Origin of the sequence: Hominilimicola sp., assembly GCF_046972485.1 — a bacterium.
Classification (GTDB): domain Bacteria; phylum Bacillota; class Clostridia; order UBA1381; family UBA1381; genus Hominilimicola; species Hominilimicola fabiformis.
The window spans coordinates 5,203-25,011 of the sequence record NZ_JBKVWU010000015.1 but is presented as its reverse complement, the minus strand read 5'-3'; the positions used below and the strand labels follow the sequence as shown (position 1 = coordinate 25,011).

Annotated in this window: 19 protein-coding genes, 1 tRNA gene and 1 riboswitch; of the genes, 14 read left to right on the top strand and 6 right to left on the bottom strand. The window is 38.3% G+C overall.

Translation table 11 applies throughout. The features are described from left to right. Positions 1-43: 43 nt before the first annotated feature. Both ACLTU0_RS03500 and ACLTU0_RS03495 read right to left on the bottom strand, forming a co-directional pair. Positions 44-119: transfer RNA gene (locus tag ACLTU0_RS03500), tRNA-Trp, on the bottom strand. Positions 120-235: 116 nt separating this feature from the next. Next, positions 236-649 carry a peptide deformylase gene (locus tag ACLTU0_RS03495; protein ID WP_337869732.1) on the bottom strand — a complete coding sequence of 138 codons (414 nt, stop codon included), beginning with the start codon at positions 647-649 and terminating at the stop codon, positions 236-238. Between the two features lie 160 nt (positions 650-809). On the opposite strand from ACLTU0_RS03495, the gene ACLTU0_RS03490 reads away from it, so the two are divergent. The 13 genes from ACLTU0_RS03490 to gdhA all read left to right on the top strand — a co-directional run bounded on the left by ACLTU0_RS03490 (position 810) and on the right by gdhA (position 14,212). Further along, a complete protein-coding gene (locus ACLTU0_RS03490; RefSeq protein ID WP_337869734.1) occupies positions 810-1,529 on the top strand; it encodes a LytTR family DNA-binding domain-containing protein in 720 nt (239 codons plus the stop codon). 263 nt (positions 1,530-1,792) lie between these two features. Continuing rightward, the gene (locus tag ACLTU0_RS03485) at positions 1,793-2,806 is read left to right on the top strand and encodes a sensor histidine kinase (RefSeq protein WP_412321411.1); all 1,014 of its coding nucleotides are present in this window, start codon (positions 1,793-1,795) and stop codon (positions 2,804-2,806) included. An 87-nt stretch (positions 2,807-2,893) separates the two neighbouring features. Beyond that, positions 2,894-3,049, top strand: a complete 156-nt coding sequence (locus ACLTU0_RS03480; RefSeq protein ID WP_178402536.1) for an AgrD family cyclic lactone autoinducer peptide — start codon at positions 2,894-2,896, stop codon at positions 3,047-3,049. A 2-nt stretch (positions 3,050-3,051) separates the two neighbouring features. Further along, complete coding sequence (locus ACLTU0_RS03475) at positions 3,052-3,648, top strand: accessory gene regulator B family protein (protein WP_178402537.1); 597 nt, start codon at positions 3,052-3,054, stop codon at positions 3,646-3,648. 312 nt (positions 3,649-3,960) lie between these two features. Further along, on the top strand, positions 3,961-4,515 hold the full coding sequence (locus ACLTU0_RS03470; RefSeq protein ID WP_412321410.1) for an N-acetyltransferase family protein: 555 nt from the start codon (positions 3,961-3,963) through the stop codon (positions 4,513-4,515). Between the two features lie 82 nt (positions 4,516-4,597). Further along, entirely contained in the window at positions 4,598-5,524 is a 927-nt protein-coding gene (gene epsC, locus ACLTU0_RS03465) for a serine O-acetyltransferase EpsC (protein WP_147514984.1), read from the top strand. 527 nt (positions 5,525-6,051) lie between these two features. Continuing rightward, positions 6,052-7,341 carry an O-acetylhomoserine aminocarboxypropyltransferase/cysteine synthase family protein gene (locus ACLTU0_RS03460; protein ID WP_412321409.1) on the top strand — a complete coding sequence of 430 codons (1,290 nt, stop codon included), beginning with the start codon at positions 6,052-6,054 and terminating at the stop codon, positions 7,339-7,341. 42 nt (positions 7,342-7,383) lie between these two features. Further along, positions 7,384-8,316 carry a cysteine synthase A gene (cysK, locus tag ACLTU0_RS03455; protein WP_022229740.1) on the top strand — a complete coding sequence of 311 codons (933 nt, stop codon included), beginning with the start codon at positions 7,384-7,386 and terminating at the stop codon, positions 8,314-8,316. A 318-nt stretch (positions 8,317-8,634) separates the two neighbouring features. Then, positions 8,635-9,393, top strand: a complete 759-nt coding sequence (locus ACLTU0_RS03450; protein ID WP_412321408.1) for a threonine/serine exporter family protein — start codon at positions 8,635-8,637, stop codon at positions 9,391-9,393. Then, a complete protein-coding gene (locus ACLTU0_RS03445; protein ID WP_117967829.1) occupies positions 9,390-9,818 on the top strand; it encodes a threonine/serine exporter family protein in 429 nt (142 codons plus the stop codon). The genes ACLTU0_RS03450 and ACLTU0_RS03445 overlap by 4 nt, the downstream gene beginning before the upstream one ends. 198 nt (positions 9,819-10,016) lie before the next feature. Beyond that, on the top strand, positions 10,017-10,796 hold the full coding sequence (locus tag ACLTU0_RS03440; protein ID WP_412321407.1) for a polysaccharide deacetylase family protein: 780 nt from the start codon (positions 10,017-10,019) through the stop codon (positions 10,794-10,796). A 56-nt stretch (positions 10,797-10,852) separates the two neighbouring features. Next, the gene (locus ACLTU0_RS03435; protein WP_412321406.1) at positions 10,853-12,655 is read left to right on the top strand and encodes an ASKHA domain-containing protein; all 1,803 of its coding nucleotides are present in this window, start codon (positions 10,853-10,855) and stop codon (positions 12,653-12,655) included. A 210-nt stretch (positions 12,656-12,865) separates the two neighbouring features. Next, positions 12,866-14,212, top strand: a complete 1,347-nt coding sequence (gdhA, locus tag ACLTU0_RS03430) for an NADP-specific glutamate dehydrogenase (protein WP_022229745.1) — start codon at positions 12,866-12,868, stop codon at positions 14,210-14,212. A 638-nt stretch (positions 14,213-14,850) separates the two neighbouring features. Here the strand turns inward: gdhA and ACLTU0_RS03425 are convergent. The 4 genes from ACLTU0_RS03425 to ACLTU0_RS03410 all read right to left on the bottom strand — a co-directional run bounded on the left by ACLTU0_RS03425 (position 14,851) and on the right by ACLTU0_RS03410 (position 17,780). After that, entirely contained in the window at positions 14,851-15,558 is a 708-nt protein-coding gene (locus ACLTU0_RS03425; protein WP_022229746.1) for a DUF421 domain-containing protein, read from the bottom strand. Between the two features lie 60 nt (positions 15,559-15,618). Beyond that, positions 15,619-16,455, bottom strand: a complete 837-nt coding sequence (locus ACLTU0_RS03420) for a DUF6734 family protein (RefSeq protein WP_412321405.1) — start codon at positions 16,453-16,455, stop codon at positions 15,619-15,621. 8 nt (positions 16,456-16,463) lie between these two features. After that, positions 16,464-16,883 carry a hypothetical protein gene (locus ACLTU0_RS03415; RefSeq protein WP_412321404.1) on the bottom strand — a complete coding sequence of 140 codons (420 nt, stop codon included), beginning with the start codon at positions 16,881-16,883 and terminating at the stop codon, positions 16,464-16,466. Between the two features lie 63 nt (positions 16,884-16,946). Further along, positions 16,947-17,780 (bottom strand): YihY/virulence factor BrkB family protein, encoded by an 834-nt coding sequence (locus ACLTU0_RS03410; RefSeq protein ID WP_022229749.1) that lies wholly within the window; start codon positions 17,778-17,780, stop codon positions 16,947-16,949. A gap of 121 nt (positions 17,781-17,901) precedes the next feature. Then, positions 17,902-18,001, top strand: a riboswitch (TPP riboswitch). A 48-nt stretch (positions 18,002-18,049) separates the two neighbouring features. On the opposite strand from ACLTU0_RS03410, the gene thiC reads away from it, so the two are divergent. Further along, positions 18,050-19,354: a phosphomethylpyrimidine synthase ThiC gene (gene thiC / locus ACLTU0_RS03405; RefSeq protein ID WP_412276303.1), complete on the top strand. Its 1,305-nt coding sequence runs from the start codon at positions 18,050-18,052 to the stop codon at positions 19,352-19,354. Positions 19,355-19,809 lie beyond the last annotated feature (455 nt).

Below are 19,809 nucleotides of genomic sequence, written 5' to 3'. Positions count from 1 at the left end.
GTCTTGAAACCCGCATAAATGCTAGGCTTTCAAGACTTTTCTTTGGCAGGGGTACAAGGACTCGAACCTTGGGCACGCGGTTTTGGAGACCGCTGCTCTACCAACTGAGCTACACCCCTATCAGTAAACTGCCTTATTATTTTACTACACAATCGACTATATGTCAATAGTTTTTTATGAATTTACTTTAAATATTTCAAAAATAATCACATTATGTCGATTTGCAATTCTGAAATTATATCAAAACACCGTTACAGTGGTCGATTTCGTGTTGGACGATTTGAGCTGTCCAGCCTTCAAAAGTTTTTGTTCTTATTTTAAAATCAAGTGTCTGATACTGCACGCGTATTTTCTTATACCTTTTTATTTTACGAGGGCCGCCGAGCAGGGAAAGACAACTTTCTTCCGTTTCGTATGGGTCAGACCTTTTAATTATTTCGGGATTTAGCATTATCATATATTTTCCGTCATTATCAAAGCATATAATGCTTTTATTTACGCCTATCATATTTGCCGCCATACCTACGCATACTTCTTTATGTGCGGTTAAGGTTTCAAGCAAGTCTTGGGCGGTTTGTAAATCGGCGGCTGTTGCCGGTTCTGATTTTAATGCCAAAAATATTGGGTCATGTACAAGTTCTTTAATCATTTTAAAACCTCACAATAATATTGATTACATTTGAATTATAACACAATAGTAACATAAGTCAAGTGTAGGGTAATTTTATTTTTACAGTGAAATATATTGACAAAATAATACAATATAGGATAAAATATTTATGAAATAAATAAAATTGGTGATGAAGAAAATGATGAAATTAAATATAGCGATTTGTGATGACAATAAATTAGTATTGGACAATGAGAAAACACTGATTGAAGAAACGTTGAAAGAGATGAGAATACCATACAAAATGGACAAATACCAAAATCCCGAAAATCTTATTAAAAATGCTTGGCAATACGATTTAGTATTTTTAGATGTGGAAATGGATGAAGTCAACGGAATTGTGGCGGCGGAAAGCATTCACAATGTCAACAAAGAATGTCTGTTATTTTTCGTAACCAATCACGAGGTTTATATGGACTATGCTATGAACGAGTATGCGTTCAGATTTTGGGTAAAGCCTATGTCGAAAGAAAAACTGAAATTTGGGTTAGAATCGGCATTGAAACGGTTGGAGAGCAATAACAAATGTATAGAATTCAACACCGACAGAAATGTTGTGAATATACCGATAAATAAAATTATTTTTATATGTGCCGAGAACAAAAAGACTACTATTGTTACGGTAGACGAAGAATTTGTAATAGACCGACCGTATAAAGCGGTCAAAGATATGATAAATTCATATTTCTTCTACGAGTCGCACGCAAGTTACTATGTGAACTTAAATTATGTGAAAGCATATTCGCCGTCGCACGTAAAATGCGGAATAGGAAATCATGAATATGAAATTCATATGTCGCGAAGAAAATATACGGAATTTAATAAATATTTTATAGATTGGATGGGTGAACAAAAATGAGAATAGATGCAGGATTGATAATTGGAATAGCACTTGAATTTGTAATAATGTTATATTTTGCAAATTCGACGTTACAACCGAAAAAGAATTATTATATAAGCTCTGCGATGTGCTTTGTGGGGTATTTAATTATATTTGCTTTTTCACTGCTTAATCGATTATTTGTTAATGTGGGCGTTTTTATAGTAATCAATTTTTTGATTTTTAATTTGGGTTATAGAATAAATTTTAAAACCTCGATATTTCAAACAATGATGTTGTTGATGTTTATGTTTTTGGGTGAAATTATAGTAACGTTTACTATGAAAATGGGATTAGACAAGAAAAGCTTTTTAGAAGTCACGCCTCAACAGTCAATGATTGTAACGGTGGCGGGAAAATTGATATACTTTTTATTGGTATTTTTAATGAAAAGAGTAGACAGAAAAAAGGTAATTTCCTCAGAAAAATCTTCTCTGTTGTTAGCTGTAGTTCCTATAATGACTTTTGTGTGTTTAATTATGGTTTATCCGCTGAATATTGACAAGCGTATATTTACTTCGGTTTGTATTATTGCAATAACCTTAAATGTTGTTACTTTTTCGTTAAACGAATTTATGCTTGCGAAAAACAGAAGAATAAGAATACTTGAAGATGAAAATTATAAAAACTGTATTGAATTAGAAGAATACAAGACATTAAACGAAAAATATGAACACAGCAGAATAATGAATCATGATTTCAGAGAACATCTAAATGTTTTGAAAACTTTAATTTCGGAAGATATCCAAAAAGCACAAGAATATGTAGGAAAGATTGAAAAAGAGTGTGAGGATTCAAAAATAGAAAAATACAGTGACAATAATATTCTTAATATATTACTTATTCGCAAGAAAAAAGAATGTGAAGAAAACGGGATTAAGCTAAACATAACTTCAACCAATCCGAAACTTGATTTTATCGACGGAATGGACACTGTTGCTATATTTTCTAATTTGATTAACAATGCAATAGAGGCTTGCTCAAGCTCGGCAAGAAAAGATATATTTATTGATTTATACACAGTTAATAACGCATTTAGTGTTATTAAAGTTGAAAATTATGCCGATAAAGAGCCGATAGTTGTAGAAGGTATGCTTAGAAGCGGAAAAGATGACGGTAATTCTCACGGAATCGGTATTAAGAGTATAAATAATTCATTAAGCAAATATGATGGGAAAATGAGTTGGTCGTATGACAAAGCTAAAGGGATGTTTAGAACCGTTATTTCTATAAATAATTCACAAATTAACATTTGAAAATTATATTGACATTGTTGACATTTAATGTTATAATGTGATTGTAGGAATATAGGTAAACGTAAAGATAAGAAAGGATGTTTTATTATGAAAAAGTTCCTAAACAAAGTAGTTCCAACATTAATCAAGTTTGTACCTGTTTGTGCAGCGTTGATGCTTGTGATTAACAGCAATTCAACATCAACTATTTTAAACGGTCAACCTGAAGCACCAAAAGGACTTAAGAAGTATCGTAAGTTCTGATTATGTTTCGTAAATTTTCGGAATGGGCTGTGGCATATGCCATAAGATTAGGTTACATAAAAGAAGAGGAGCAGGAAGAATATACTTACGGACTTGACCTTGTAATGAGTGTTATTGTAAGTGATTTGACAATGCTTATAATAGGCATAATAATGAAAATGATACCGCAGGTAATTGTTTTTGTATTTATGTACAAGTTCATTCGCAAGTATACGGGCGGATTTCATTGTGAAACAGCCTTGACTTGCTATCTGTCGTCAAGTACGATGTGTATATGCGTTTTGCTTGCTATTAAATATCTTCCGTATAACCTTGGCGTATACATAGTCGCAACCGTTTTATCTATTGGGGTACTCTTTGCAATTTCGCCAATCGAGGCTATAAACAAACCTTTGGAAGAAATTGAAGTTAAAGTTTTCGGAAAAAGGGCGAGAATTGTACTTTGTATTACACTTGTAATATTTGGTGTAATTTGTGCGTTTGGTTTGACGGAAATGGTAAAAACAATGGCAATAAGCGTCGTTGATATTTTGCTTTTTGCGGTTATGGGTAAGATAAAATTGTTGAACTACAAAAGGAAAAAAATTGAACAGAATTAACTCGAAAAATGTGACATTTGTAAAAATGTCACATTTTTTGCTACCAAGTTTCCGGATTAAGCTACCACTTAGTCGTAAACTGTTTACTTTTTTAAATTTTTGAGATAATATTACTGTATCAGATTTTATTAAAATTTTATATATTTCAATCGAAAAAACATCGGTTTTGCATATCTCCAAAGCAAAAACGATGTTTTTTGTTTTTACAGGGATATATTGGAATTATCCGATTAATTTATTTTAGAATGGATTGACGGTAAAATGACAGTGTGATATAATTTTAGTAGTTTATGAGATTAGAGGAGAATGAGAATGAGTTATATAAGAAATGTTGAATTATCCGACGCGGAAGTGTTGGTTGAAATATACCGTCCGTATGTCGAAAACACAACAATATCATTTGAATGTGAAACGCCGTCTGTAGACGAGTTTAGAAGTCGTATTGAAAATATTTCAAAAAAGTATCCTTACATTGTTATGGTGGAGGATGATGAAATTGTCGGTTATGCATATGCGGGAAGATTTAAAGGACGTAAAGCGTATGATTGGTGCGTTGAAACGACTATATATGTAAGAGAGGACAAAAAAGGCGGCGGATACGGCAAAAAGTTGTATCTTGAACTTGAAAAAAGATTGAAGAAACAAAACATTCTTAATATGTATGCTTGTATTGCGTATACGGACAATGAAGATGAGCATTTGACAAACAACAGTATGCAGTTCCACGAGCATATGGGGTTTAGGCTTATCGGTACATTTAAAAAGTGCGGTTACAAGTTCGACAAGTGGTATGATATGATTTGGATGGAGAAATTTATCGGTGAACATAAGGTTAATCCCAACGCGGTGACAAGACCGGAAATTTAGTTTACAATTTTCGATATGTGTGATAGACTATAGGAACAGTGCATAAAATAGTACATGAAATAGTACATAAGGAGGTTTACATATGGCGAATAAAGTAGAAGATTTAGTCAATGTGATTTTAGACAGCTACAATGAATGTGACATTACAGCGAGAATTGACGAAGAGAATATGCTTAACAAGGATATTCTTATAGAAATTATAGATGAAATAAGAAAAGTGCTTTTTCCGGGCTTTTTTGACAACAACAAGGTCAGAAGTGAATACTTAAAGTTTCTTGTCGGTGAAAGACTGGAATTTATACAGTATCATTTGAAGAAACAGGTATCAAACGCGTTTGCAAATCAAGATGTATGCAGAGAGTGCAGTAAGGCACAGGCAGAGGAAAAAGCGGAAGAAGTTGTTTTTGAATTTTTAAAGAAAATACCGAAAATAAGAGAATACTTAAATACAGACATTCAAGCTGCGTATGACGGTGACCCTGCGGCATACAGCACAGATGAAATAATTTTCTGTTATCCGGGAGTATTTGCAATCACTGTTTACAGAATTGCTCACGAATTGTGGCTTTTGGGCGTGCCTATGATTCCGAGAATAATGACGGAATATGCTCACAGCACAACAGGTATAGATATTCACCCGGGTGCGACTGTCGGCAAATATTTCTTTATAGACCACGGTACAGGTATTGTTATAGGTGAAACTACCGAAATCGGCGATAATGTAAAAATATATCAAGGCGTTACTTTAGGCGCACTTTCGACAAGAAAAGGTCAGCAGTTAAAGGGCGTTAAACGTCATCCGACTATCAGTGACAACGTTACGATATATTCGGGCACGACTATTCTCGGCGGTGAAACGGTTGTCGGTAAGGGTACGACTATCGGCGGTAATGCGTTTATCGTTAATTCCGTTTCGGAGGGTATGAAAGTCAGCGTGAAAAATCCCGAACTTGAGTACAGTGTCGGAAATGCGTCTATGAAGGACGGTTATTGGGATTGGTGTATATAAAAAATTTGCGAGCCTGTCGACAGCTCCAAAAATCACATCTTGCGATGTAATTTTTGAGTATTTTCAAAGAAAAAATCATAAAGTTCCTCCAAAGTCGAAACTTTAGATTTTAAGTCATTTCTGCCGCACATGTCGCCAGAAATGATTTTTAATGAGGTTGCACCTCAAACTCCCCCAAGAATACAGTAGACAAAACCATAACGGTTTTGTCAGCAATTTGAACATATACAATATGATTTTTGATAATATTTCAGAGGTAAATATCCGCATAAAATCGAAGAATTTTAGCGGATATTTATTTTTTATAAAAAATTTTTCAAAAAGGTATTGACAAATCGGAAAAATGTGCTATAATACAAATCATAGTAATTCCATAGGAAAAGAGAAGAAAGGAAAATGCGATATGATAACACAAAATCTAAAGTATGTACAGAACGGACGAATGTGTTGCTGTTGCTGTAACTAATTCAATAAGAAAGAACAATACACATAAATATAAAAATTGAGAAAGAAAGAGGTACAAAATTATGTCAAATAAGAATTGGAGATTTGAAACAAAGCAATTACACGTTGGTCAGGAACAAGCAGATCCTGTTACAGATTCAAGAGCTGTTCCGATTTATGCATCAACATCATTCGTATTCCACAACTCACAGCACGCAGCTGACCGTTTCGGTTTGAGAGATGCAGGTAACATCTACGGCAGACTTACAAACCCTACAGAAGATATTTTTGAACAGAGAATAGCAGCCCTTGAAGGCGGTGTTGCAGCATTGGCAGTTGCATCGGGTGCGGCAGCTCTTGCTTATACATTCCAAACACTTGCTAAGCAAGGCGATCACATCGTAGCCGCAAAGACAATTTACGGCGGAACATACAACTATCTTGAACATACATTCCCTGAATTCGGTGTTACAACAACATTCGTTGACCCTGAAGTTGACGGTGCATTTGAAGCTGCTATTCAGGATAACACAAAGGCAATCTTCATTGAAACACTTGGTAACCCAAATTCAAACCTAATTGATATTGAAGAAGTTGCAAAGATTGCTCACGCACATAACATTCCGCTTGTAGTTGACTCAACATTCGCTACACCTTATCTTGTAAGACCAATCGAATACGGTGCGGACATCGTTGTTCACAGTGCAACTAAGTTTATCGGCGGTCACGGTACTGCAATCGGTGGTGTAATCGTTGACAGCGGTAACTTTGACTGGGCTAAGTCGGGTAAGTTCCCTCACCTTGTAGAGCCTAACGCATCATATCACGGTATCAGCTTTGCAAATGATGTAGGAGCTGCCGCATTCGTAACATATATCAGAGCTATCCTGCTTCGTGACACAGGTGCTACACTTTCACCGTTCCATGCATTCATCTTCTTACAGGGTCTTGAAACTCTATCACTAAGAGTTGAACGTCACGTTGAAAACGCTCTAAAGATTGTTGATTACCTAAACAAGCATCCAAAGGTAGAGGCTGTTCATCATCCGTCACTACCTACAGAGCCAAGCCACGAACTATACAAGAAGTATCTTCCAAACGGCGGCGGAAGTATCTTTACATTTGAAATCAAGGGCGGAGTTGAAGAGGCTCACAAGTTTATCGATAACCTTGAAATCTTCTCGCTTCTTGCAAATGTTGCAGACTCTAAGTCACTTGTAATTCACCCGGCTACAACTACTCATTCACAGTGCAATGAACAGGAACTTGCAGAACAGGGTATTAAGCCAAATACAATAAGACTATCAATCGGTACAGAAAATATTGATGACCTTATTGCAGCTCTTGACGACGCATTCAACGCCGTTGACTAATTTTAAGTAAATTGTGTTAAAAGTCAGAAAGAAGGAATTAAAATGTCAAAGATATATCAGAAAATTACAGATCTTATCGGTGGTACACCGCTATTGGAACTTGCAAACTATGAAAAGAAGAATAACCTTGAAGCAACCGTTCTTGGTAAACTTGAATACTTTAACCCTGCCGGTTCGGTAAAAGACAGAATCGCAAAGGCAATGGTTGATGAGGCTGAACAAGAGGGTAAGTTAAAGGAAGGTTCTGTTATCATCGAGCCAACATCAGGTAATACAGGTATCGGTCTTGCGTCGGTTGCCGCTGCAAGAGGTTATAAAATTATAATCACAATGCCTGAAACGATGAGTATTGAAAGACGTAATCTATTAAAAGCATACGGTGCCGAACTTGTTTTGACAGACGGTGCAAAGGGTATGAAAGGTGCTATTGAAAAGGCTAAGGAACTTGCTGAAACAACAGAAAACAGCTTTATCCCAAGCCAGTTCACAAACCCTGCAAACCCTGCTTATCACAGAGCAACAACAGGCCCTGAAATCTGGGCAGATACAGACGGTAAAGTTGATATATTTGTTGCCGGCGTAGGTACAGGCGGTACAGTTACCGGTGTAGGTCAGTATCTAAAGTCACAAAACCCTGACGTCAAGGTTGTTGCAGTTGAGCCTGCAGGCTCACCGGTATTGTCACAAGGCAAAGCAGGTGCGCACAAAATTCAAGGTATCGGTGCAGGTTTCGTTCCTGAAACTCTTGATACAAAGGTTTATGACGAAATCATTACTGTTGAAAACGAAGACGCATTCAAGACAGGCAGAGATATTGCCCGCAGTGAAGGTGTACTTGTAGGTATTTCATCAGGTGCAGCTGTTTGGGCAGCTACAGAGCTTGCCAAACGCCCTGAAAACAAGGGTAAGACAATCGTAGCTCTTTTGCCTGATACAGGTGAAAGATATTTGTCAACTCCTATGTTTGCTGAATAATTCAGTATTTAAAATTTGTTCACTATTCAAAAGATGGCATGAAAATGCCATCTTTTTGTGTACGGTTTTTCGGACATTGTAGTTGTTATAATATAATCATAACAAAGCTAAATTGTCAAAGTGAAGTTGGGGTTTTGAGGGTAAAAAACGAGAAATTTTCTAAGATCGCCTTGACAAAAACGGAGGTAAATATTATGGTTATAGTGGGAACAATACTTATAAGTGTAGGAGCGTCAATACTTTTTGTATTAAAGGTTCATTCGGTAAAGGATATATAAGTTTTGGCGTTGTCTGCATATTGTGTGAGGAGATGAGAATATGCAGATAAATGAACTTGTGACATTTGCGGCGGATGTCGGCAGAGGTTTGCTTGAAAGCGGTGCGGAAACGAGTCGTGTCGAAGATACGGTTGAGAGGATAATACGGCACTTTTATGACGGTAAAAGTGAGGTTTTGGTCGTAATGACAGGACTGTTTGTCACTGTCGGCGATGTTACAAAAACGGTCAGAGTTCGCAGACGGACTATAAACCTTGATAAAGTATCGAAAATTAATATGATGTCACGAGATATTGCTGATGATAAAATCGACTTTGAAGAAGCTTTAAAACGCTTTGAATATATAATGGAACAGAAACCTTATTCGTTATGGGTGAAAACTGTTGCGGTAGCGTTTTGCTGTGGATTTTTTACGTTGTTGTTTGGCGGTAATGCGTTTGACGGACTTAATTCGTTTGTGGTCGGTGCGGTTATCAATGTTTTTATATGGTTTTTGAGAAAACATCACACGGCGGAGTTTATTATAACATTTTCGGGCGGAGTTGTTATTGCGTTGCTGATATTACTCTTTTATGCAATAGGTTTGGGAAAAAATATTAATCCTATGATAACGGGAGCTATTATGCCGCTTGTACCAGGTTTGGCAATAACTAATGCAATTCGTGATATTATTGCCGGAGATTATCTTTCGGGCGGTGCGAGATTGTTTGATGCGGTAGTTGTGGCGATTGCACTTGCCACAGGTGCGGGCAGTGTTATGTACATTTTCGGTCATATGACGGGAGGTATTATGGGATGATTTTTCTTGAAATGTTTGTCGCTTTTGCGGCGACAATGGCTTTTGCAGTGATATTTAACGTGAGCCGAAGTGAATTGATATTTTGCGGAATCGCAGGTTTAGTCGCAGAGGGGGTGTATTTGTTTACACTTAGAATAAGCGACGAAACGGCACTTGCTATATTTGTCGCGTCGATTGCCGTGACGGTATTGTCACGAATTTTGGCGAACGTAAGACGTATGCCCGTTACGGTTTATTTGATTTCGGGAATAATATCGCTTGTACCCGGTGCGGGTATGTATAACACTGTTTATAACATAATATCGTCGGACTATATGAAAGCAATGTACACAGGCGTTGATACAATAAAAGTTGCCGTAGCGATTGCGGTGGGGATTGTACTTGTGTTTGCATTGCCGAATAAAATGTTTTTCAAGAGAAAATAATGCCAATTTAGATTTTTTCTCTGAAAATACTCAAAAAATACATTGCAAGATGTGATTTTATGAGCTGTCGACAAAATATCGACAGCTCATATACTTTGGCTTGACAGAAACGATGTTGTATAGTACAATAGGCAAGATAGAAGTAAAAATTATACACCGCATTTTTACGGTGCAGGAGGAAAGGATTTTACGATAGTAATGAAAAAGATAATTGCCGTTATGGCGGTGCTTATAACGCTTTTTTCAATGGGTAATGTGTCGGCAAGTGCGGCGGCAAAGGTTGCGGCACTGATGTATCACAGTGTGACAACTGATTCGTCACGTTGGAATGACTATACAATATCACCCGAGCAGCTTGATGCGGATATACAATACTTTAAAAGCTGCGGATATATACCGATGACCGCGACAGAACTCGCAACGGCGAATATGGCTGATATTGACAACAGAAAAATATTGCTTTTGACATTTGATGACGGATACTCAAACTTCTATACGGAGGTATTTCCGGTATTAAAGAAAAATGACGCAAAGGCTACAATGTTTTTGATTGGCTCATACATAGACCGTTACGGTTATTTGACGTCTGATGAAACATATGAAATGGCGAACAGCGGACTTGTCGAAATAGGCAATCACACAAACGGTATTCACAGTATGCCTAAGGAACAGTTAAAGGCGATTTACAACAATACAAACGCTTACGGCGATATACTCGCTGATATTCAGAGTAACGGAGAAATTTTGAAAGAAGTTACCGGAAAAGATGTGACAAGTATTTCGTGGCCGTACGGATATTATACGACAACACTCGATAATGCGGTTAAAAGTCAGCTTGGTTATAAGATTTCATTCAGTACGGTGTACGGTGTGAATTTCTTTACCGGCAATACATACAGTCCGTTAAAACGTATGAACAGAGAATACTCTGCCGGAACTCAACAGGTGTTTGACAGGGCAAACGGTAAATTTTATTAATCATCAGCGGTACGGTGAAAAGTACCGCTGTTTTTATAAATGAGGGGTAGTATGATATGAATAGAATAGAGATTAAAGATTTTTCGATAAAAATAGATAAAGATAAAGTATTAAAAACTTTGGGGTGTTTTGAGGGGAGCAGTGTGTATGAAACTGTTTCTTCTTATTTTGACGAGCTTGAAGAAACGGTGATGAATTTACTGTCCCCGCGTGCAGTTGCCGTAACGGAGGATATGAAAGCATATTGCATACTTACGGTCGGTGAAAAAATTAGCGGAATATCAAAAAGTTTTTTTGATAACGGTGAGGGTATGAAAGGTATACTTGTTGACGCAATGGCGGACGAGTATCTTTTTATGATGGACGATGTGCTTGCCGAAAATATAAAGCTTTTGTGTGCAAAAAAGTCTTGGGGTGTTAAAAAACGTCTTGATGCACCGAAAGATTTTCCGCTTTCTCAACAATCCGTTATTGTCGCGAAAACAGGCGTTGACGGAATAAAAATGACAAGCGGTTTTATGTTTGAACCCGTAAAAACTTTTGGCTACATACTTGAATTTACTACTGATGAAAAGGTATTTAACGCACAGCACGACTGTTCAAAGTGTTCTAATTTTGACTGCCCGAGAAGAAGTAATATAAAAAACGACAGATTTGAAGTGCTGTCGAGTTATGAGTATAAACCGAATTTTAAAGATGGTGACAGTGCAGTCTGTATTGATATAGGTACAACTACTGTTGCTTTTGAACTTGTGACGGATAAGGGGACACTAAAAACATACAGAACAATTAATCCTCAAAGACGTTTCGGACTGGATGTTCTTTCAAGAATCGAGTCGGCAAACAGAGGAAGGTTGGACGAGCTTTCGGCTGTTATGCGTTATACGATTATAAGCGGATATAAAAAAGTGACCGAAGAATTTGGGGACACTAAAAAAGTTGTTATCGCGGGCAATACAACAATGGTACATCTGCTTATGGGATATTCTTGCGGTACACTCGGTGAATATCCTTTTAAATCAAAACACTTGGGGACACTAAAAACTACGCTTGATAAAGTTACAAAAAGTAAGGTTTCGCCGATTGAAACCGTTATATACGGCGGTATATCTGCGTTTGTGGGCGGCGATATAGTGAGCGGACTTTATATGAGTGATTTTGATAAATCGGATAAGGTTAATATGTTTATTGACCTGGGTACAAACGGTGAAATGGCGTTGGGCAATAAGGATAAAATGATTGTTACGTCTACTGCCGCAGGACCTGCTTTTGAGGGCGGAAGAATTTCGTGCGGAATAGGTTCGGTTGACGGTGCGGTATGCGGTGTTGATTTAAAAGTGGGGACACTAAAAACTATCGCGGATAAACCGCCTGTCGGTCTTTGCGGAACGGGTATAATTGAGTTGGTTTCGGAATTGCTTGACGAAAAAATAATTGATAAAACGGGTCTTTTAAATGACGACTATTTTATAAACGGTTATAAGGTCGCGGAGGATGTTGTGTTTACACAAAATGATATTCGTCAGGTGCAAATGGCAAAATCGGCGGTGAGAGCCGGTATTGATGTGCTTGCGAAGTCGTGGGGAACAGAGCTTTCACAAATTGATACGGTGTATCTTGCCGGCGGTTTCGGTTACGGTCTTTCGATTGAAAAGGCTTGCAATATCGGAATATTGCCGCGTGAGTTTTTGGGTAAGACGAAAGTTATCGGTAACAGCTCGCTCGGCGGTTGCGTCAAGTATGCCGAAAGGCAGGACGGCGATGAAAGAATCGGTTGTATAAAGGAAATCAGTTCCGAAATTTCACTCGGAAACAGTGAAGATTTTGAAAAATTGTATATCGAATATATGAATTTTTGAAAGAAATAAAAAGTTACGCAAAACTAACAACGGCATAGTTAAGCCATATTCGAAAAACATCAATATTTTTTTGAAAAAAATTCAAATTTTTTGTTGCATAATCATAAAAATAATGCTAAAATATATGTTAGATTGGCACAACAGAGTGAACCATAGCAAACATTGTACACTCTGATGAGAAAAAAATTAATTTTTAGAGGAGGTTTAACTATGTCATACGCACAAGACGTACTAGCAAAGTTAAAAGAGAAAAACGCAAGCGAGCCTGAATTTATACAGGCGGCAACAGAGGTTCTAACATCACTTGAACCTGTATTTGAGAAGCATCCTGAATTCGAGAAGGCTTCATTGCTTGAGAGAATAGTAGAGCCTGAGAGACAGATTATGTTCCGTGTTCCTTGGGTTGACGACAACGGTAAGGTACAGGTAAACAGAGGTTTCAGAGTACAGTTCAACAGTGCTATTGGTCCATACAAGGGCGGTCTAAGACTTCACCCATCAGTAAACCTTGGTATTATCAAGTTCCTTGGTTTTGAACAGATTTTCAAGAACTCACTTACAACACTTCCAATCGGCGGTGGTAAAGGCGGTAGTGACTTCGATCCTAAGGGTAAGTCAGACAGAGAAGTTATGGCATTCTGCCAGAGCTTTATGACAGAGCTTTTCAGACATATCGGTGCTGATACAGACGTTCCTGCCGGTGATATCGGTACAGGTGCAAGAGAAATCGGATTTATGTTCGGTCAATATAAGAGATTAAAGGACGTATATGAAGGCGTTCTTACAGGTAAAGGTTTAACTTGGGGCGGTTCACTTGCAAGAACTCAGGCTACAGGCTACGGTCTTGTATACTACGCTCAGGAAATGCTTAAGGATTTGGGTACTGACTTTAACGGTAAGACAGTTGCTATTTCAGGTGCAGGTAACGTTGCTATTTATGCTTGTGAAAAGGCACAGCAGCTTGGTGCAAAGGTTATCACTGTTTCTGACTCAAACGGTTACGTTGTTGATGAAGAAGGTATCGACCTTGCAGCAGTTAAGGAAATCAAGGAAGTTAAGAGAGGCAGAATTAAGGATTATCTTAACTACAGACCAAATGCTAAGTATGTTGAAGGTGCAGGTCTATGGCAAGCAGTTAAGGTTGATGTTGCTCTTCCATGTGCTACACAAAACGAATTGCTTATTGACGACGCTAAGGCTCTTGTTGCAAACGGTACAATGATCGTTGCAGAAGGTGCTAATATGCCTACAACTCTTGAGGCTACACAATATCTACAAGAAAACGGCGTTTACTTTGCTCCTGGTAAAGCATCAAATGCCGGTGGTGTTGCTACTTCAGCTCTTGAAATGAGCCAGAACTCACAAAGACTTTCATGGACATTTGAAGAAGTTGATGAAAAGCTACATAACATTATGATTACAATTTACAAGAATTCTGTTGCTGCAGCTAAGGAATATAACTGCGAAATCGGCGGAAAGACTAACCTTGTTGCCGGTGCTAATATTGCCGGATTTATGAAGGTTGCTGACGCTATGATGGCTCAGGGCGTTTGCTAATTATAATATTTTGAATTTTAAAAGGTGTTTCCAATCGGAAACACCTTTTTTGTATTGATTGTTTGCGAAATGTACTTTACATGTGCTTCGTAGGGGCGATCATCGGTCGCCCGTAAGATAGATATTAAAAGTAGGGGCGGTACCTCGACGTCCCGTATCCCTTACCATCACTCCACCGCAAGCGGTCCCCCTCTCCTCAAGGAGAGGCTTTTGAATAACAGCCAATCCAAAGGCTCCCATAGAGGGGAGCTGTCGGCTATGCCGACTGAGGGTCGGTTTTCTTGTTTATTCTCTATTTTAAAATGTGCGACCAATGCTCGCCCCTACGCCGTTAATGTGCGACCAATGCTCGCCCCTACCGTTGTTAATGTGCGACGAATGATTGCCCCTACGCCGTTAATGTGCGACCAATGATCACCCCTACGCCGTTAATGTGCGACCGATGATCGCCGCTACATCGTTAATGTGCGACCGATGATCGCCCCTACCGTTGTTAATGTGCGACCAATGCTCGCCCCTACGTTGTTAATGTGCGACCAATGCTCGCCCCTACGTTGTTAATGTGCGACCGATGATCGCCCCTACGCCGTTAATGTGCGACCAATAATCGCCCCTACGTCGTTCGTAACAACTCCTCATTACTGAAACGGGTCATTCTTTGGTGAATCGTCTGTTTTTTTATAAACCGACAATGTATTATTATCGTCGCAAAGTGCGATGAACACATCTTTCACATTACCGATTTTTTGTTTTTGCAATTCGTTTTCAAGCCACTTTTTATTATTACCGCTGAATTTTAAATTTTCCTCCATAATATGTCCGTCAAGAACAACTGTAAAGGACAGCTTTTCTTGTTTTGCTGTGATGTTCATATCCTGCACATTAACAGGGCGAGCCTGCACTTTGGGCAAAAACGATATTTTACCGTTTTGTTCAAGTATTGCGGTATCGACATCATCTAATGTGAAAAAACCGTTTATTCTGCATTGTACAAGGAAATCGTTTATATCTATTTTTGAAGTCTTAAAATTTTTCTGATATATTTTACCGCCCTGCATTAAAATTATTGACCGTCCCGTAAAGAAACGTCTTAGTTTAATATTTTTTTCGGTAAGATATGATATAAACCACATAATGACGGTATAAATCACTATCGCAGTAAGGGGATAGTAAAACTTGCCGTCAAGCGAAGTTGCCATTTCGGCGGCGATAGAGCCGATGGTTATACCGTTTATATAGTCGAACATACTCAATTCCGACATTTGCTTGTTGCCGATTATTTTTGTTGAGAAAAACAATGCGATGATTGAGCCGACTGATGTAAGTATAATTTTTATAAATTCCATAATAATCTCCGTTCTTTGGGATAGTAAATATATTAATAGTATGCACAAAAAAACAGTATTTTAAAAATACTGTTTCAGATTTTCTATATTCATAATAATATTTTTCATTTCGGGAAAATCTTTGATAATTCGTTTAATACATCGTCTGCAAAAATCGGCTCTTAAAAAAGCATTGTCACGCATTTGCTGTTTCATACCCCATGTATGAGTAAACATATTGTCGCCGTTTTTAAAAAGTCTGTTCAAGTCCGAAAATGACATAATGCTCATATTGAGCTTTTTTGCACACATGGGCAACATACGCTGTTCCGCAAACACCATATATGCAAGTCTGTCGTTTTGTTCGTTTGTATGACGCATAAATTCGATTGATTTATCCGTATAATAACGGAGCAGTTGTTCGTTTTTTATTACACAAAATGCGGTGTTACACGCTTTTATGTTCCAATCAAAATCATTGTCAAATTCATAGTTATCCATATGAAAGAAGTCTTTTGGGGGATAAACGTCCGGATAGAGATTTTCAAAGTGGATAACCGACACGTCGGCGAGTTTTTCTTCGTCTATTTTCTCCCACACGACAAAATCCGTGTCAATCATTGCAACAGGTGCGTTTTGCTCCTTTAGGGCAAATATTTTGCCTGCCGCCCAAAAAACATTGCTGTTGACATCGACATTGTCAAGAATATTTTCAACACTGTTCCAAATAACGTCAAGACCTGTTTTTTTATAATATTGTGCACCTATGGAATCGGTAACCATTTTTATATTACCGTTTTTTTCACGCCATTTCAATGCGGAAAGAATTGTTGTGAGTATTTCAAAATCTTCGACTTCATAAGGCACGTTAAACCTGTTTATGAAAGGCTTTGTCCAATTTATATGTATTGCGTCCATATTGCCACCTATATGAGATTAATTCCGTAACCGTTTATATATACACACCCACTGCCTGTTACAAAGCTTGTGGCAAATGATGATTGTGCCGAGGTGGTGTAAGATGATGGATAGCTTGTTATGTATTCGTACTCATATTCATATTGATATGATGTTATATATGATGTTATATAGGAAGAAACCGAAGTAGAATGTTCGCATATCTGTGGTGCAAATTGCGGTACAAATCCGATACAATTTATGTTGTGCTTTTTCATATCGTCTTTTTTGAATTTTGCTTTTGCGGATATTTCGCCTATTGATATGTATGTTACACCGGCTATTTGCGGTAATATAAAGTCATTATCGCAAAGCCCGATTGACGTACAGCATAAGTTTAACGCATTGTCAAGCTCGTCCTGCGTAAATGCGATTGTGTCAAATGTCATACGTTAACCCCCCTATATAAAGTATATTGTAATTATATCATAAAAATGATAAAACGGATAGAGTTATTTTTGAAAAAAACCGTCCTCAATCATTTTATTTATCTGTGCACCGAACAGGAATATGTTCATACAAAAATAAAGCCAAAGCATTAAAAATACGATTGCGGCAAGTGAACCGTAAACGAATGAATAATTTGAAAAGTGTTCTATATATATTGAATAGAAGAATGAGAACACCATCCAGCCGACCGCCGAAAATGCCGCACCGGGAAGCTGTGCCTTAAAGCGATTGTCCTTTTTGGGCAGAAACTTGTAGAACAGTGCGAATACAAAGGTAAGATAAATCATAAATATAAGTATCTTGCCTCTTAAAAAGAAGTCGAGCAATGTCGAGAAAAACGGCGAATGTGAATTGATAAAGTATTCGAGCTTGCTTCCGAAACCGAAAAACACAATCGTCAAGATAAGTGCCGCAATAAATGCAAGCGTATATAATATAGAAATAAGTCTGCCGATAAAGTAGTTTTTGTTGCGTGAACGGTAGACTTTGTTAAGTCCCGTATACAGTGCCATAACACCCCTTGACGCAAGCCAAAGTGTTGATACGGCTGTCACGGAAATGACTTGCACCGAGCCGCTTTTGGTGAATAAATCGGTTATTGTTTCCGTAAGAAACGTGCTGATTGCCGCAGGGGCAAATGAATTTATTGTGTGCAATATTGAGTTTATGTCTATATTGATGAACAGTTTGATTATTGAAAGTACAAGCATACTGAACGGTATAACCGAAATTATAATAAAAAAAGATGCCTGGGCGGCGTATATGCTCAAATCATCACCGGTAATTTTTAATATAAATTTTATGATTTTTGAAAATATGTCTTTTATCGTTTTCATAAAACTTTCTCCTATCAGTTACTATATTATAATATACCACATATTGAATTTTTAGTCTACTAAATTTAATTAACATTTGCGTTATATTACCTTGACAGTGAGTGAGTATTAGTATATAATATCCACATAAAAGGGGAGCTTTTCGGCTGAGAGGAAGTTTGACTTCGACCCATTGACCGTATGCGGGTAATGCCGTAACGGGATTTTGGAAACGGCTCTCTTTTTGAGAGCATTTTTTTATGCTCAATAAAAAGAAAGAGGAGATATATATGAATTATACAACACAAATGGATGCCGCTAAAAAGGGTATTATAACACCTGAGATGGAAATAGTGGCTAAAAAAGAAAATATAACCGCAGAGGAACTTCGTGAAAGAGTTGCAAGAGGCAGTGTTGCAATTCCTGCAAACAAAATGCACAAGGCTATAAGTCCGGAAGGTGTCGGCGAAGGTCTTAAAACAAAGATAAATGTAAATCTCGGAATTTCAAAGGACTGTACGGATTACAGTATTGAATGGCAAAAGGTTAAGATGGCTGTTGATATGAAAGCTGAGGCTATTATGGACCTTAGCTGTTACGGCAAAACCCACGAATTCCGTCAGAAACTTATTGACGAATGCCCTGCTATGATCGGTACAGTGCCAATGTATGATGCGGTTGGTTATCTTGATAAAGAGCTTGCGGATATTACGGTTGATGAATTTTTGGAGGTTATAGAGGCTCACGCTAAAGAGGGTGTTGACTTTATGACAATTCACGCAGGCATCAATCGCAGAACTGCTCAAATATTTAAAGAATCGGGCGGCCGTCTTACAAATATCGTTTCAAGAGGCGGTTCGTTGATTTTTGCTTGGATGGAAATGACAGGCAATGAAAATCCGTTTTATGAGTATTATGACAAGGTGCTTGACATACTTGCAAAATATGATGTAACAATCAGTCTTGGTGACGCTTGCCGTCCGGGTTCTACACATGATTCGACAGACGCGTCACAGATTACAGAGCTTATCGAGCTTGGCATTTTGACAAAACGTGCTTGGGAAAAGAATGTACAAGTTATGGTTGAAGGTCCGGGACATATGACGATAGATGAGATTGCGGCAAATATGAAACTTGAAAAACGTCTTTGCCATAATGCACCGTTCTACGTATTAGGACCTCTTGTAACCGATATTGCACCGGGATATGACCACATCACTTCTGCAATAGGCGGTGCTATTGCGGCGGCAAACGGTGCTGACTTCCTATGCTATGTAACACCTGCGGAACATTTAAGACTTCCTAATGCCGATGACGTTAAAGAGGGTATTGTGGCCGCTAAAATCGCCGCTCATGCCGCTGATATGGCTAAGGGTGTGCCGGGTGCAAGAGATATTGACAACAAGATGAGTGACGCAAGAAGACGTGTGTGCTGGGATGAAATGTTCCAATATGCTATTGAACCTGAAAAACCACAGAGATATTATAACGAATTGCCGCCGGAAGAAAAACATACTTGCTCAATGTGCGGTAAGATGTGCGCCGCAAGAACTATGAATAAAATTCTTGCCGGTGAAAAGGTTGATGTTAAATAATTGAATGTGTACATATTTAAAGCGGATAACTAAGGTTGTCCGCTTTTTACGTGGGAAAATAGGCGTTGCGGAGATGTTGTGAGCAATGTAGGGGCGATCATTGGTCGCCCCCTACGGAGGGATGGGAGATAAAAGATATGAGAGAGCCACCCCTCAGTCAACTACGTTGACAGCTCCCCTCAAGGGGAGCCATACGGAATGTGTTGTGTGTCGAAAGTCTCTCCTTGAGGCGGGGTGTCACGGAGTGATTGGAAAAAGGGACGTCGAGGCACCGTCCTGTACGAACGCATATTTATTATTTCTCTGTGGGCGACCGATGATCGCCCCTACGGAGGGTAGAGAATATATAAAAGATGTGAGAGCCACCCCACAGTCAACTGCGTTGACAGCTCCCCTCAATGGGAGCCATACGGAATGTGTTGTGTGTCGAAAGTCTCTCCTTGAGGCGGGGTGTC

What these genes read in the sequence shown, in the direction of transcription:
- ACLTU0_RS03475 (WP_178402537.1), top strand. Translation starts at nt 3,052, where the DNA reads ATGTTTCGTAAATTTTCGGAATGGGCTGTGGCATATGCCATAAGATTA.
- ACLTU0_RS03480 (WP_178402536.1), top strand. Translation starts at nt 2,894, where the DNA reads ATGAAAAAGTTCCTAAACAAAGTAGTTCCAACATTAATCAAGTTTGTA.
- epsC (WP_147514984.1), top strand. Translation starts at nt 4,598, where the DNA reads ATGGCGAATAAAGTAGAAGATTTAGTCAATGTGATTTTAGACAGCTAC.
- ACLTU0_RS03495 (WP_337869732.1), bottom strand. Translation starts at nt 649, where the DNA reads ATGATTAAAGAACTTGTACATGACCCAATATTTTTGGCATTAAAATCA.
- cysK (WP_022229740.1), top strand. Translation starts at nt 7,384, where the DNA reads ATGTCAAAGATATATCAGAAAATTACAGATCTTATCGGTGGTACACCG.
- ACLTU0_RS03420 (WP_412321405.1), bottom strand. Translation starts at nt 16,455, where the DNA reads ATGGACGCAATACATATAAATTGGACAAAGCCTTTCATAAACAGGTTT.
- ACLTU0_RS03470 (WP_412321410.1), top strand. Translation starts at nt 3,961, where the DNA reads ATGAGTTATATAAGAAATGTTGAATTATCCGACGCGGAAGTGTTGGTT.
- gdhA (WP_022229745.1), top strand. Translation starts at nt 12,866, where the DNA reads ATGTCATACGCACAAGACGTACTAGCAAAGTTAAAAGAGAAAAACGCA.
- ACLTU0_RS03490 (WP_337869734.1), top strand. Translation starts at nt 810, where the DNA reads ATGATGAAATTAAATATAGCGATTTGTGATGACAATAAATTAGTATTG.
- thiC (WP_412276303.1), top strand. Translation starts at nt 18,050, where the DNA reads ATGAATTATACAACACAAATGGATGCCGCTAAAAAGGGTATTATAACA.
- ACLTU0_RS03435 (WP_412321406.1), top strand. Translation starts at nt 10,853, where the DNA reads ATGAATAGAATAGAGATTAAAGATTTTTCGATAAAAATAGATAAAGAT.
- ACLTU0_RS03415 (WP_412321404.1), bottom strand. Translation starts at nt 16,883, where the DNA reads ATGACATTTGACACAATCGCATTTACGCAGGACGAGCTTGACAATGCG.
- ACLTU0_RS03425 (WP_022229746.1), bottom strand. Translation starts at nt 15,558, where the DNA reads ATGGAATTTATAAAAATTATACTTACATCAGTCGGCTCAATCATCGCA.
- ACLTU0_RS03410 (WP_022229749.1), bottom strand. Translation starts at nt 17,780, where the DNA reads ATGAAAACGATAAAAGACATATTTTCAAAAATCATAAAATTTATATTA.
- ACLTU0_RS03485 (WP_412321411.1), top strand. Translation starts at nt 1,793, where the DNA reads ATGTTTATGTTTTTGGGTGAAATTATAGTAACGTTTACTATGAAAATG.
- ACLTU0_RS03450 (WP_412321408.1), top strand. Translation starts at nt 8,635, where the DNA reads ATGCAGATAAATGAACTTGTGACATTTGCGGCGGATGTCGGCAGAGGT.
- ACLTU0_RS03460 (WP_412321409.1), top strand. Translation starts at nt 6,052, where the DNA reads ATGTCAAATAAGAATTGGAGATTTGAAACAAAGCAATTACACGTTGGT.
- ACLTU0_RS03445 (WP_117967829.1), top strand. Translation starts at nt 9,390, where the DNA reads ATGATTTTTCTTGAAATGTTTGTCGCTTTTGCGGCGACAATGGCTTTT.
- ACLTU0_RS03440 (WP_412321407.1), top strand. Translation starts at nt 10,017, where the DNA reads ATGAAAAAGATAATTGCCGTTATGGCGGTGCTTATAACGCTTTTTTCA.